Origin of the sequence: Pseudomonas paracarnis (genome assembly GCF_904063055.1) — a bacterium.
Taxonomy (GTDB): domain Bacteria; phylum Pseudomonadota; class Gammaproteobacteria; order Pseudomonadales; family Pseudomonadaceae; genus Aquipseudomonas; species Aquipseudomonas paracarnis.
This window is the reverse complement of record NZ_CAJFCN010000002.1, coordinates 299,307-313,340: the sequence shown is the minus strand read 5'-3', so window position 1 is coordinate 313,340 and position 14,034 is coordinate 299,307. Positions and strand designations below refer to the sequence as shown.

Here is a 14,034-nt window from a genome sequence, read left to right as displayed (position 1 = left end):
GCGCCGGGCGCGCCTTTTAAATGGCGCGCCTTCACTGAAAAGTCTAGGAGATTGGTATGTCCAGCAACAACCCGCAAACCCGTGAATGGCAAGCCTTGAGCAATGATCACCACCTGGCGCCGTTCAGCGACTTCAAGCAATTGAAAGAGAAAGGCCCAAGGATCATCACCAAAGCCCACGGTGTTTACCTGTGGGACAGCGAAGGCAACAAGATCCTCGACGGCATGGCCGGCCTGTGGTGCGTGGCGATCGGTTACGGTCGCGATGAACTGGCCGATGCCGCCGCCAAGCAGATGAAAGAACTGCCGTACTACAACCTGTTCTTCCAGACCGCACACCCGCCGGTATTGGAGTTGGCCAAGGTCATTTCCGATGTCGCGCCGGCAGGCATGAATCACGTGTTCTTCACCGGCTCCGGCTCCGAAGGCAACGACACCATGTTGCGCATGGTCCGCCACTACTGGGCGATCAAGGGCCAGCCCAACAAGAAAACCATCATTGCCCGCAAGAATGGCTACCACGGCTCTACCGTGGCCGGCGCCAGCCTGGGCGGCATGACCTATATGCACGAGCAGGGCGACTTGCCGATCCCGGGCATTACCCACATCGCGCAGCCGTACTGGTTTGGCGAAGGCGGCGACATGAGCCCCGAGGAATTCGGTGTGTGGGCCGCCAACCAGTTGGAAGAGAAAATCCTGGAGCTGGGCGTGGACAACGTCGGCGCCTTTATTGCCGAGCCGATCCAGGGCGCCGGTGGCGTGATCGTGCCGCCTGCCACGTACTGGCCGCGCATCAAGGAAATCCTCGCCAAGTACGACATCCTGTTTGTCGCCGACGAAGTAATCTGCGGCTTCGGCCGTACCGGTGAGTGGTTCGGTAGCGATTTCTACGACCTCAAGCCGCACATGATGACCATCGCCAAGGGCCTGACCTCGGGCTACGTGCCCATGGGCGGCCTGATCGTGCGTGACGAAGTGGTGGCGGTGCTCAACGAAGGGGGCGATTTCAACCACGGCTTTACCTACTCCGGCCACCCGGTGGCCGCGGCCGTGGCGCTGGAAAACATCCGCATCCTGCGCGATGAAAAAATCGTTAACCGTGTGCACGACGAAACGGCACCGTATTTGCAGAAACGTCTGAGGGAACTGGGCGATCATCCGCTGGTGGGTGAAGTACGCGGCGTCGGTATGCTCGGTGCGATCGAGCTGGTGCAGGACAAGGCGACGCGCAAGCGTCACGAAGGCAAAGGCGCCGGCATGATCTGCCGAACCTTCTGCTTTGAAAATGGCCTGATCATGCGCGCCGTGGGCGACACCATGATCATTTCGCCGCCACTGGTCATCAGCAAGGCTGAAATCGACGAGCTGGTCACCAAGGCCCGCCATTGCCTGGACCTGACTTTGGCTGCCTTGCAGGGCTAAGTGCTAGGCTCAGTGCGCGGTGCACTGGGCAGTTAAAAAGGCAGGGGCTTTGGTTGAAAGCCAGCCCCTGAACTTGCCAGACTGTCGCCCTGTTTTGTTGCCCTTCGGTTGGGCCGTAAAACATACAACGCTTGTGGCCCAAAAAAGAAAAAATTGGAGCATCACCAAATGAAGGCATTAGGTTTGAAGAACGCTGGCAAGACTCTCCTCGCCTTGTCCCTGATGGGCGCAATGGCGGGCGCGGCCCAGGCAGACAATAAAGTGCTGCACGTTTATAACTGGTCCGACTACATTGCACCGGACACCATCGCCAACTTTGAAAAAGAGTCGGGCATCAAAGTGGTGTACGACGTTTTTGACAGCAACGAAACCCTGGAAGCCAAGTTGCTGGCAGGCAAGTCCGGCTACGACATTGTCGTGCCGTCGAACAGCTTCCTCGCCAAGCAGATCAAGGCCGGTGTCTACCAGGAGCTGGACAAGTCCAAGCTGTCCAACTACGGCAACCTGAACAAATCCCTGCTCAAGGCCGTATCGGTCAGCGACCCGGACAACAAGCACGCCTTCCCGTACATGTGGGGCTCGATGGGCATCGGCTACAACCCGGAGAAGGTCAAGGCCGCACTGGGCGTGGACAAGATCGACTCGTGGGACGTACTGATGAAGCCGGAAAACATCGCCAAGCTGAAAAGCTGCGGCGTGAGCTTCCTCGATTCGCCAACCGAAATGCTGCCGGTAGCGCTGCATTACCTGGGCCTGCCGACCGACACTACGAAGAAGGCTGATCTGAAACAGGCCGAAGACCTGTTCATGAAAATCCGTCCTTCGATCGGCTACTTCCACTCCTCCAAGTACATCTCCGACCTGGCCAACGGCAACATCTGCGTGGCTGTGGGCTACTCGGGTGACATCGAACAGGCCAAAACCCGCGCGGCTGAAGCCGGTGGCAAGGTCAAGATCGCCTATGACATTCCCAAGGAAGGTGCTGGCAGCTTCTTCGACATGGTCGCCATTCCCAAGGATGCCGAAAACGTCGAGGCTGCCTACGCATTCATGAACTACCTGCTCAAGCCAGACGTCATGGCCGCGATCACCAACAGTGTGCGTTTCCCGAACGGTAACGAGAAAGCCACTGCCCTGGTCGATAAAGACATCACCAGCGACCCGGGTATTTATCCGTCGGCCGAAGTGCAATCCAAGCTCTACGCCATTGCCGACATGCCGGCGGCTACTCAGCGTGAAATGACCCGTAGCTGGACCAAGATCAAATCGGGCAAGTAAGCCTCAAAACCTGTGGGAGGGGGCTTGCCCCCGATGACGGAGTGTCAGTCGGCGATTCTCTCGGATGGTGCATCGCCATCGGGGGCAAGCCCCCTCCCACAAATTAGATCAAAGAAAGTTTTGCCGGATCGGTTTATCGACGGTAAGTTGCGCGCCGGTTTTGTTGCCGGGCAACAACTTCAAGGCCCCCAACTATTCAAGAGGACCTCCACTTGCCAATTTCTTTATTTCGCAAAGCCATGCTGGTGGGTGCAGGTATCACGCTGGCTGCCAGCGTACAGGCCGCACCGACGGTGCATATTTATAACTGGTCGGACTACATCGGCCCCGACACCCTGGCCAACTTCGAAAAGGCCAGCGGTATCAAGCCTGTGTATGACGTGTTTGACTCCAACGAAACCCTGGAAGGCAAGTTGCTCGCCGGGCGCACCGGCTACGACGTGGTGGTGCCGTCCAACCATTTCCTGGGCAAGCAGATCAAGGCCGGGGCATTCCAGAAGCTCGACAAGTCACTGCTGACAAACTACGCCAACCTCGACCCGGTGCTGCTCAAGCGCCTGGAAAAGAACGACCCGGGCAATCAGTATGCGGTGCCGTACCTGTGGGGCACCAATGGCATTGGCTACAACGTCGACAAGGTCAAGGAAGTGCTGGGGGTCGACAAGATCGACTCCTGGGCCGTGTTGTTCGAACCGGAAAACATGAAGAAATTGGCCACTTGCGGCGTGTCGTTCATGGACTCGGCCGATGAAATGCTGCCCGCAGTACTCAACTACATGGGCCTGGACCCCAACAGCACCAACCCGGCCGACTACAAGAAGGCCGAGGAAAAACTGCTGAAAGTGCGGCCCTACGTGACCTACTTCCATTCCTCCAAATACATTTCGGACCTGGCCAACGGCAACATCTGCGTGGCGGCCGGTTTCTCCGGCGATGTGTTCCAGGCCAAGGCCCGTGCGACGGAGGCGGGCAAAGGCGTGAACATCGCCTACACGATTCCCAAAGAAGGCGGCAACCTGTGGTTCGACGTGCTGGCGATTCCCAAGGATGCCAGCAACGTCAAGGAAGCCCACGCCTTCATCAACTATTTGCTGCAGCCTGAGGTGATCGCTCAGGTCAGCGATCAAGTCGGTTACGCCAACCCTAACCCAGGGGCGGACAAACTGATGGAGCAATCGATACGCACCGACGCAGCGGTTTACCCACCGCAGGCGGTTCTCGAGCGGACATTCGTCAACTTTGAGCTACCCCCGAAAGTGCAGCGTTTAATGACCCGTAGCTGGACCAAGGTCAAGACGGGCAAGTAAGGCTCAAACTATCCAAGGCTGGCCCGCATTGGGCCGGCTGCACAGTTTTTTTTGGGAGTTTCGTAAATGGCAGTTGCCTCCGGCGCCTATAAGAAAGCCCTCGAGGGCGACCAGACACCGAAAAAGGTGTTGGTCAAAATCGACCGGGTCACGAAGAAGTTCGACGAGACGATTGCCGTGGACGATGTGTCCCTGGAAATCAAGAAAGGCGAGATCTTCGCCTTGCTCGGCGGTTCGGGTTCGGGCAAATCCACCTTGCTGCGCATGCTTGCAGGTTTCGAGCGCCCAACCGAAGGTCGCATCTACCTCGACGGTGTGGACATCACCGACATGCCGCCCTACGAGCGGCCGATCAACATGATGTTCCAGTCCTACGCCTTGTTCCCGCACATGACCGTGGCGCAGAACATCGCCTTCGGCCTGCAACAGGACAAGATCCCCAAGGCTGAAGTCGACGCACGCGTGGCCGAGATGCTCAAGCTGGTGCAGATGAGCCAGTACGCCAAGCGCAAGCCGCACCAATTGTCCGGCGGCCAGCGCCAGCGTGTGGCCTTGGCCCGCTCCCTGGCCAAGCGCCCGAAACTGCTGCTGCTCGATGAGCCGATGGGCGCCCTGGACAAGAAGCTGCGCTCGCAGATGCAACTGGAGTTGGTGGAAATCATCGAGCGCGTCGGCGTGACCTGCGTGATGGTGACCCACGACCAGGAAGAAGCCATGACCATGGCCGAACGCATCGCGATCATGCACCTGGGCTGGATCGCCCAGATCGGCAGCCCCATCGATATCTACGAAACGCCCACCAGCCGCCTGGTGTGCGAGTTCATTGGCAACGTCAACATTTTCGACACCCAAGTGGTGGACGACGCTGAAGGCCACGCGGTGCTCAAGTGCCCGGACCTGGACCGCGACATCTACGTGGGCTACGGCATCGCCACCTCGGTGGAAGACAAGTCGGTGACCTACGCGATTCGCCCGGAAAAGCTGCTGGTGACCACTGAAATGCCAACCTGCGAGCACAACTGGTCCAGCGGCAAGGTGCACGACATCGCCTACCTGGGCGGCCACTCGGTGTTCTACGTGGAGCTGCCGAGCGGCAAGCTGGTGCAGTCTTTCGTCGCCAACGCCGAACGCCGTGGCCAGCGCCCAACCTGGGGTGACCAGGTGTACGTGTGGTGGGAAGACGACAGCGGCGTGGTACTTCGCTCATGAACATGAAGAAATTCAAGCGGCGCTTGGATCGCATCGTGCCCAATGGCAAGCAGGTGGTCATCGGGATTCCTTTCCTCTGGCTGTTCCTGTTTTTCGCACTGCCGTTTTTCATCGTGCTGAAAATCAGCTTTGCCGAAGCCGATGTGGCGATCCCGCCCTATACCGAGATCTATACCTACGTTGAGCAAAAGCTGGAGGTGGTGCTGAACCTGGCCAACTACAGCTTGCTGGCGGGCGACGAGTTGTACATCGCCGCCTACCTGGGCTCGCTGAAGATGGCGTTTTTCAGCACGCTGCTGTGCCTGCTGATCGGCTACCCTATGGCCTACGCCATTGCCACCGCGCGCAAAGAGATGCAGACCGTGCTGGTGCTGCTGATCATGATGCCCACCTGGACCGCGATCCTGATCCGGGTGTATGCGTGGATGGGCATCCTCAGCAACAACGGCCTGCTCAATGGCTTCCTGATGTCCATGGGCTTGATCAACGAGCCGCTGCAGATCCTCAACACCAACATCGCGGTGTACATCGGCGTGGTCTATTCGTACCTGCCGTTCATGATCCTGCCCCTGTACGCCAACCTGGTGAAGCACGACCAGAGCCTGCTGGAAGCTGCTTCGGACCTCGGTTCGAGTACCTTCAACAGCTTCTGGAAAATCACCGTGCCGCTGTCCAAGAACGGCATCATCGCCGGTTGCATGCTGGTGTTTATCCCGGTGGTGGGCGAGTTCGTGATTCCTGAACTGCTCGGCGGCCCGGAAACCCTGATGATCGGTAAGGTGTTGTGGCAAGAGTTCTTCAACAACCGTGACTGGCCGGTGGCGTCTGCCCTGGCGGTGGTGATGCTGGCGATCCTGATCGTGCCGATCATCCTGTTCAACCGCAGCCAGGCCAAAGAGCTGGAGGGCAAGATATGAAGCGCTTTCGTTTCTCCAGCTTCATGCTGGTCGCAGGCCTGTTGTTCATCTACCTGCCAATGTTGATCCTGGTGATCTACTCGTTCAACGAATCCAAGCTGGTGACAGTGTGGGGCGGTTGGTCGATCAAATGGTACGTGGGCCTGTTGGACAACACCCAGTTGATGGGCTCGGTGGCCCGCTCCCTGGAAATTGCCTGCTACACGGCGGTGGCGGCGGTGGCGTTGGGTACCCTGGCGGCCTTCGTGCTGACGCGCATCAGCCAGTTCAAGGGCCGCACGCTGTTCGGTGGCCTGGTGACGGCACCGTTGGTGATGCCCGAAGTGATCACCGGTCTGTCGCTGTTGCTGCTATTCGTGGCCATGGCGCAGATGATCGGCTGGCCCCAGGAACGTGGCATCGTCACCATCTGGATCGCCCACACCACCTTCTGTGCGGCGTATGTGGCGGTGGTGGTGTCGGCGCGCTTGCGTGAGCTGGACCTGTCGATCGAAGAAGCGGCGATGGACTTGGGCGCACGGCCATGGAAGGTGTTCTTCCTGATCACCATCCCGATGATCGCGCCATCGCTGGCAGCGGGCGGCATGATGTCGTTCGCGCTATCGCTGGACGACCTGGTACTGGCCAGCTTCGTGTCGGGCCCTGGTTCCACCACCTTGCCGATGGAAGTGTTCTCGGCGGTGCGTCTGGGGGTTAAACCCGAGATCAACGCCGTGGCGAGCCTGATTCTGTTGGCGGTGTCGCTGGTGACCTTCCTGGTGTGGTTCTTCAGCCGTCGGGCCGAAGAGCATCGCAAGAAGGCTATTCAGCAAGCGATTGAAGAAGCCGCAGCGGATGGCTGGCAGCAGCCGGACAAGCGCCGGGCGCCAGCGCCGGTCTGACTGCCGGAGCAGGGTGAAAATGTGGGAGCTGGCTTGCCTGCGATGGCGGTGTATCAGTCACTTATAAGGTGCTGACTCACCGTCATCGCAGGCAAGCCAGCTCCCACAGTAGTTTTGCGGTGCTTATAACATCGGGTTTCAGTCAGCCCACGGCGACGTGCGGATCACCTGCACAAAATTCATCGGCGTGAACCCCGGCTCCTGGTCCACCAGCACGTCGGTCTTAACATTGCCAAACGTGGTCTGCGGGCGATGGCGCAAGCCGTCGGCGAACGCGCAGATGATGCACTCCTTGAACCCTTCACCCCGTGGATGCGCGTGCACCACCGCTTCGCGCTGCGCGCTGCTGAACGCGGCGTAGTCCATGCCCAGCACATCCATCTCCACACCAGCGGTCACCAGCGCTACGGTGGGACGCAAGTGTTTCGGCACGCCCGGCGTGGTGTGCAGTGCGATGGACAACCACACTTGTTCGATATCGTCATCGCTCAACCCATAGGGCTTGAGAAATGCGGCGGCGGCGTTGGCGCCGTCCACTTCGAAGCGCTCGTCGTCACTGCGGTGGCCTTCCACCAGCCCCAGGTCATGGAACATCGCGCCGACGTAGAGCAACTCTGGGTCGTAGGCCAATTGCTTGCGCTCACCGCTCAAGGCGCCGAACAGGAAGACTCGGCGCGAATGGTGGTAGAGCAGGTCCGATTCGACGTCACGGATGTATTCGGTGGTGGCTCTGGCCAAGGCGCTGTCAGGGATCTGGATACCGGCTATGGTGGTGCTCATGGTGGATCTCCTCTGGAAAGATTCCAGTCTGGTCCCATGACCCTGAAGCGGCTATCGCCACAGGGAGGCGATCCCGGCCAATGTGCCGCCACATCGTGCCAAGCATGTAGGCGATCCCCTGTGGGAGCTGGCTTGCCTGCGATAGCATCACCTCGGTGTACCTGAGGTACCGAGTCGTCTGCATCGCAGGCAAGCCAGCTCCCACAAGGGGGTCGCGTTTATCCAGTTGGAAAAAGGTGTTTGTGACCATGGGCAAAACCGTCGCGATCCTGATCTTCCCCGGTGTCCAGTCGCTGGACGTGACCGGGCCGATGGATGTGTTCTGCGAGGCCAACCGCTTCCTGGCGCCCGAGGATCACTATCGGCTGGAAGTACTCGGCTTTGGCCACGGCGCCATGGCGGCCTCCAACGGTTTGTCACTGCAGGCGCACAAGCACTACAGCGAAGCCCGGCAACCCTATGACCTGTTGCTGGTCGCCGGTGGCCCGCAGTTACCCTTCGAGGATTTCGGCTTCGAGTTTGACGCTTGGCTGCGCGCGGCCGCCGCGAAGGCGCAGCGCTTCGGCTCGATCTGCAATGGCGCCTTCATGCTGGCCCGCGCAGGTCTGTTGGACGGCAAGACCGTCACTACCCATTGGAACGATGCCGCCAGCCTGGCGCGCCTGTGCCCCTCGGCCCAGGTCGAAGCCGACCGTCTCTATGTGCAGGACGGCAAGCTCTACACCTCCGCCGGGGTCACGGCAGGTATCGACCTGTCGTTGTACTTGCTGGCCCAGGATCACGGCCCGGAAGTGGCCCTGAGCGTGGCCAAGCGCCTGGTGGTGTTCACCCAGCGCTCGGGCGGGCAATCGCAGTTCAGCCCGTTCCTCACGCCCCATGCCGAAACCACCTCGGCGGTGGCGCTGGTGCAGCTGTACGTGCTGGCCAACCTGACGGGAGACTTGACCATTGCCGACCTGGCCAAGGCGGCCAATATGAGTGCGCGCAATTTCTCCCGGGTGTTTGCGCGTGAAGCGCGGATTACGCCAGCGGAATTTGTCGAGAGGGCGCGCGTGGATGCGGCGCGGGTGATGCTTGAAAGCAGCCACGCACCGCTTAAGACCGTGGCCTATCAATGCGGCTTTCGCGACGCCCAGCATATGCGCAGTGTGTTCAACCGCCGGCTGGGCGTCACGCCGCAACAGTTCAGGCTTAACTTTGCAGCGCCGGTTTGAGCGTGCGTGATCGTTCCCACGCTCTGCCTGGTAACGCCTCTTGGGACGCTCTGCGTCCCGATTCTAAGGGCGGACGCGGAGCGTCCATGGCTGCATTCCCACGCGGAGCGTGGGAACGATCATCGGGCGGGCAGCAGTTTCAAGGTGCCGCGGGTATTGGCCGTCACTTCCTCCTCACTGAAGTGCGCCTGCTCATACCTGCCCTCGATATAGCTCTGCGCCTGGTCGCCATAGTGCGTATCAAAGGGCACACCGCTTTGCCCCACCGGGTTGATGGTGAGGGCGTGGGCCGGGTCGGCGAAGTCGATCAGGCGTCGTGTCGACGGGCCGTAGGTTACCGGCCACGGTGCTGGGCCAATCGGAGAGGTCTGGTTGTTCGGAACCTCATGGCTGCCCGGTGCCGGGAACGGGCCGACGTTGAAGATTTTATCCAGCGGTTTTTGCAGGCCCAGCGGGTGACCGTGGGTCAGGGTGTGCGCCTTGCCCCACTGCCACTGCGCCGGGTCATCGCCGAACGTCGCCTTGAGGTGGGTCAGGCTGTTGTCCCAGGCGAGCTTGACGGTGTCGGCCCGATTGCCGTTCCACCAGGGTGAGTCTGCCGATGCGGCCAGGCGTGGCAAGGCGGCGTCGATCACGCGGGTGCCGAGCAGGGTCTTGAACAAGGCATCGCCGAGTTTGGGGTGAAAGGTCGCGTCGCTAAGGTTGAACAGCAACTGGTTGAACAGCGTGGCACTGGTGGAATCCAGCGGGTAGTCACCCTTCCAGCTGGCAAGCTGTTCCACCAGTTTGAGTTGCGCCGGGTCCTTGACCAACTCGCGCAGCACCGGCAACAGCGGCGCCAGCAGGCGTGGGCCGTAGGCGGTGGTGGTGCCCAGTTGCAGGGCCTGGCTGTTGGTCACATCCCACTTCACGCTTGTGTCGCTCAACTGCGCGTTCAACTGCTGGCCGCGGTCAGCCAGGTTGTAATAGCCGGGAATCGGCATGCCGGTGGGCGATGCCGGCTGGGCATTGGCGGACACCACATAGCCGCGCGACGGATTTTCTTCCTGGGGGTTGGCACTGAAGGGGTAGAAACCCAGCTTGTCGGCCTGGGTAGTACTGCCGTCGAGGATGAACGCAGGGTTAACGCCGGCCGGGCGGATCGGCAACTGCGCCGCTGCCCACCAACCGATATCGCCCTTGGCATTGGCCCACACGATGTTCAGGCCCGGTGCCGAGACCTTGGCGGCTGCGGCACGTGCCTTGGCCAGGGTGTCGGCACGGTTGAGCTGGTAGAAACCATCCAGGATCGGGTTTTCACTGTCGAGGAACGCCCACCACATGGCAATCGGTGTGCTGCCGGCGTTCTCACCGAGCACGTCGTTGATGATCGGGCCGTGGGGCGAGCGGCGCAGGGTGAGGGTCACCGGCGCCTGGCCCTTGACCTGGATCTGCTGCTCGCTGCTGCTCATGTCCACCCATTGGCCGTGATACCAGACCTGGTTGGGGTTGTCCGGGTTGACCTTCTCGGCGACCAGGTCGAGGTCGTCGTTCTGGAACATGGTCAGGCTCCAGCCGAAGTCCAGGTTGTGCCCCAGAAACGCCACCGGTACCAGCGCGTTGTGGTAACCGTACAACTCGAAGCCTGGCGCCGACAGCTGCGCTTCGTACCACACCGAAGGCACCGAGAAGCGGATATGAGGGTCACCCGCCAGCAATGGTTTGCCGCTTTGGGTATGGCTGCCGCTGACGGCCCAGGCATTGCTGCCTTCGAACTGCGGCAGGCCGTTGTCGGCCAGGGCCTGTTCGCTCAGGGCGGCGATGGCGCCAAGGGTCTGCCAATCGCTGGCGGCCAGGTTGAGAGCGCCCTTGGGTTGCCAGTCGAGATCGAAGACGTTCAGGTAGGCGCTGCCCAGTCGGTCGCGCACATAGGTCAGTACCGGCTCGGTGCGAAAGGCTGCGGCAAAGCTGTAGGCCATGTACCCGGCGACGCTGATGCTGTCTTCGGCGGTAAACGGGCGCTTGGCGATGCCCAGCACATCGAACTCCATGGGGCTGGCGTGGCTGTCCTGATACTGGTTGATCCCGTCCAGGTAGGCTTGCAGGGCCTTGGACGAGGCCGAGTCAGGGTCCATGTGCTCCACATAGCTCAAGGCACGCTCGCGAATGCGCAGGCTGCGAAACAGTTTGTCGGTCTCCAGCAGCTTGGGCCCCAGTACCTCGGCCAGTTCGCCACGGGCCAGGCGCCGCATGATCTCCATCTGGAACAACCGGTCCTGGGCATGCACATAGCCCAGGGCGCGGTACAGATCGGCCTCATTCTCGGCGCGGATATGCGGTACGCCACGGTCGTCGTAGCGCACCGTGACCGAACCTTGCAGGTGCGCCAGCGTCACCGTGCCCTGGCGCGTGGGTTGTTTGCTGTAGACGTACCAACCGGCGCCCAGGGCGACCAGCACAATCAGCACCGCAAAAAACTGCAGGACGCGCTTCATGAACATTCCTTACCAAAGTGGACGGGCTACAGATCCTTAGGCCACGAACAATAGCAGCCTACCGCGAGGGTGTGAGTGGCATTCACTTCGCGTCCGGTTCCAAGCGCCTTGAGGATCGGCTCGATAAAGCTGTTGCTGGCGTTGCACGTCAGGCCTTCGCTGTAGGGGCCGAAATACGCCAGCTTGCCGGTGCGATCCCAAATGCCCACGGCCGGGCTGGCGGGGATCTGGTCCGCGCCGGGCAGGGCATCGAGGACTTTCATGTGGCGCAGATTCTCGGGCAACTGGCCGTGGCTGCCGGGTTTTTGCAGGGCATAGAACTCCACCCCTTGGGGCGCGTACTGCTCGATCAACTCGCCCAGGTGCTGCTGGTTACCGACATTGCACGGGCAGGCCGGGTCCCAGAAGTGCACCAGGCGAATCGGGCCCGGGCCACTGAGGACGGCGGGCAGTTGCAGCGCATCGCCGGAAAATACCGCGGTGTGTTCGCTGAAGGCACGCAGGTAGCGGCCTTGGAACCAGTCATAGGCCGCCCACAGCACCCCGGCGCAGATAACCAGGATCAGGCTGGCGAACAGGGCGTTACGGTAGGGCGGTCGCATTGGATGTATCCTCGCAGGTCGCGTAGCTTGCCATGCTTGTCCTGACAGATGAATATCGCAGCTCGATATTCATCTTCACCGCAAGTCTGGAAGCCTTTATGCCCGTCACCTTTGACCCTGATCATCTGCGCGAAAGCTTGCGCCCCCTGGTGGATGCGCAGCCGCTGTCAGCCGAGGCGAGGGTTTACCAGCGTTTCTACGGGCTCGACCTGGCCGCACGTCAGGTGCCGGCGGTGAGCCGCCTGGGGCGCTTGCAGGTGGATGGGTTCGAGGTGGTGGCCCAGGTCTGGTGGCCGCCAGCGCCGGTCGCGACCATGTTCCTGTTCCACGGTTTCTACGATCACATGGGGCTGTATCTCCATGTGGTGGATTGGGCGTTGGACCAGGGCTTCGTGGTGATCGCCTGCGACCTGCCTGGCCATGGCTTGTCCAGCGGCGTGCGCGCCAGCATCGATGACTTTGCGGTGTACCAGAGCGTGGTGCAGGCGTTGTTCGTCGAGGCCAAGGCGCTGCAATTGCCGCAACCCTGGCACCTGTTCGGGCAAAGCACCGGCGGCGCCATCGTGGTGGACCATCTGCTCCACCACGGCGCCCAGAGTCCGGCCCAGGGCAAGACTTTCCTGCTGTCGCCTTTGGTGCGGCCGCGTGCCTGGGGTTGGTCCCAGGTCAGCTATTACCTGCTGCGCCCGTTCGTCAAAGGCATCGCCCGGCGTTTCAGCGATAACTCCAACGACCCTGCGTTCAAGCCGTTCCTGGAAGCCGACCCGCTACAGCCTCGCCAGCTGCCTACCGCCTGGGTGGGGTCGCTGGCGCGCTGGATCAAACGCATCGAAGCCGCACCACGCAGCCCCCGGCGCCCGGTGATCGTGCAGGGTGAGGAAGATATGACGGTGGACTGGCAGCACAATTTGCAGGTGTTGCGGGGTAAGTTCGACCGGCCTGAGGTGTTGATGCTCAAGCGGGGTCGGCATCACTTGGCCAATGAAATTCCGCAGATTCGCGAAGCATACTTTAACTTCCTCACGGATCACCTGAAATAACGCGGTTCAAATGTGGGAGCTGGCTTGCCTGCGATAGCGGTGTCACTGACAGATCGCAATCGCAGGCCAGCTCCCACAGGGTTTACTGCGTCAGGCTTGAGGTGCTTTGGCCGACAGCCAGCCCTGCGCGAATGGCCGCCAGGGCAGCCTGGTAATACGCCTTGCCCTCCGGCGACTCGGCAAAGGTGGCGAACTCTTCCAGCTCAGGGTCGGACAAATCCCGATAGACATACAGCAAGGTATTGTTCAAATCCTTGTCGATCTGCTGCATCAACCGCTCGCGCTGGCCATTCAACATTCCTTGCGCCTGGCCACCGCCGAGCAGGCCGGGGATCATCTGGCTCAAGCTGTCGGCCGCCACGCCTGCAATCGCCAGGCTGACCTCGGCACCGGCCTCGCGGGCGGGCAGGGCCTGGGCCAGGTGGCCGATGATCAGGCTGCGGGTGGCATCGGCTTCGAGTTTGGGCAGGCCCTGTGCGTTTTTCGCCAGTTGATCGCGGCGCGTGGCCAGCAACTCAGCGGCGACGATCTTGCGGCCCAGGGGCGACTGGAAAAACGCCAGGGCAGGTTTCGGGTCGGGCAAGTGCTTGCGCAGTTGCGCCTCGGCACGCTGGTCCATGGCCTGGGCGGCAAAGCGTTTATTGCTGTTGTCCACCAGCGCCTGGTACACCACCGGCGGCAGGCTATTGCGGTAGCGCTGCTGGGCGGCACTGAGGGCGTCATTGAAGTGCGCACGTTGTTCGGCCCAGCCGGCGACCTTGTACAACTGGTCATGGCCGTCTGCCCAGGCGGGCAAAACGCAGAACATCAACACAGAAAAAAACAAACGACGCATAAGGACTCCTGTCAGTCGGCCACTATTGTCCGTGTCGGGCGTAGGATTTGTCGAGAAGTCCTATCAGTCACCTGAC

The 14,034-nt window shown here is 61.0% G+C and carries 12 protein-coding genes; 8 read left to right on the top strand and 4 right to left on the bottom strand.

Translation table 11 applies throughout. From position 1 onward, the window contains the following. Positions 1-56: 56 nt before the first annotated feature. From JMV15_RS06050 to JMV15_RS06025, 6 genes are all read left to right on the top strand, one after another. Positions 57-1,421 (top strand): aspartate aminotransferase family protein, encoded by a 1,365-nt coding sequence (locus tag JMV15_RS06050; protein WP_014720386.1) that lies wholly within the window; start codon positions 57-59, stop codon positions 1,419-1,421. A 183-nt stretch (positions 1,422-1,604) separates the two neighbouring features. Beyond that, a complete protein-coding gene (locus JMV15_RS06045) occupies positions 1,605-2,699 on the top strand; it encodes a polyamine ABC transporter substrate-binding protein (RefSeq protein ID WP_019817783.1) in 1,095 nt (364 codons plus the stop codon). A 212-nt stretch (positions 2,700-2,911) separates the two neighbouring features. Then, on the top strand, positions 2,912-4,006 hold the full coding sequence (locus tag JMV15_RS06040) for a polyamine ABC transporter substrate-binding protein (RefSeq protein WP_058410123.1): 1,095 nt from the start codon (positions 2,912-2,914) through the stop codon (positions 4,004-4,006). 66 nt (positions 4,007-4,072) lie between these two features. Beyond that, entirely contained in the window at positions 4,073-5,215 is a 1,143-nt protein-coding gene (locus JMV15_RS06035) for an ABC transporter ATP-binding protein (RefSeq protein WP_003195240.1), read from the top strand. Next, positions 5,212-6,132 (top strand): ABC transporter permease subunit, encoded by a 921-nt coding sequence (locus JMV15_RS06030; protein ID WP_003195238.1) that lies wholly within the window; start codon positions 5,212-5,214, stop codon positions 6,130-6,132. Before JMV15_RS06035 ends, JMV15_RS06030 begins: the two co-directional genes overlap by 4 nt. Continuing rightward, complete coding sequence (locus tag JMV15_RS06025; protein ID WP_003195236.1) at positions 6,129-7,013, top strand: ABC transporter permease subunit; 885 nt, start codon at positions 6,129-6,131, stop codon at positions 7,011-7,013. Before JMV15_RS06030 ends, JMV15_RS06025 begins: the two co-directional genes overlap by 4 nt. Positions 7,014-7,151: 138 nt before the next feature. Here the strand turns inward: JMV15_RS06025 and JMV15_RS06020 are convergent, their stop codons facing one another. Then, entirely contained in the window at positions 7,152-7,793 is a 642-nt protein-coding gene (locus JMV15_RS06020) for an HD domain-containing protein (protein WP_019817782.1), read from the bottom strand. Between the two features lie 248 nt (positions 7,794-8,041). Here JMV15_RS06020 and JMV15_RS06015 point away from each other — a divergent pair, with 248 nt between their 5' ends. Then, the gene (locus tag JMV15_RS06015) at positions 8,042-9,007 is read left to right on the top strand and encodes a GlxA family transcriptional regulator (protein ID WP_014720381.1); all 966 of its coding nucleotides are present in this window, start codon (positions 8,042-8,044) and stop codon (positions 9,005-9,007) included. A 119-nt stretch (positions 9,008-9,126) separates the two neighbouring features. Here JMV15_RS06015 and JMV15_RS06010 read toward each other — a convergent pair whose 3' ends face one another. Beyond that, positions 9,127-11,481: a penicillin acylase family protein gene (locus JMV15_RS06010; protein WP_019817780.1), complete on the bottom strand. Its 2,355-nt coding sequence runs from the start codon at positions 11,479-11,481 to the stop codon at positions 9,127-9,129. Between the two features lie 26 nt (positions 11,482-11,507). Then, positions 11,508-12,083 carry a DUF6436 domain-containing protein gene (locus JMV15_RS06005; protein ID WP_019817779.1) on the bottom strand — a complete coding sequence of 192 codons (576 nt, stop codon included), beginning with the start codon at positions 12,081-12,083 and terminating at the stop codon, positions 11,508-11,510. Between the two features lie 98 nt (positions 12,084-12,181). On the opposite strand from JMV15_RS06005, the gene JMV15_RS06000 reads away from it, so the two are divergent. Next, positions 12,182-13,123 carry a phospholipase BipL gene (locus JMV15_RS06000; RefSeq protein ID WP_032872973.1) on the top strand — a complete coding sequence of 314 codons (942 nt, stop codon included), beginning with the start codon at positions 12,182-12,184 and terminating at the stop codon, positions 13,121-13,123. An 82-nt stretch (positions 13,124-13,205) separates the two neighbouring features. Here the strand turns inward: JMV15_RS06000 and JMV15_RS05995 are convergent, their stop codons facing one another. Beyond that, complete coding sequence (locus tag JMV15_RS05995) at positions 13,206-13,958, bottom strand: DUF2059 domain-containing protein (RefSeq protein WP_003195224.1); 753 nt, start codon at positions 13,956-13,958, stop codon at positions 13,206-13,208. Positions 13,959-14,034 lie beyond the last annotated feature (76 nt).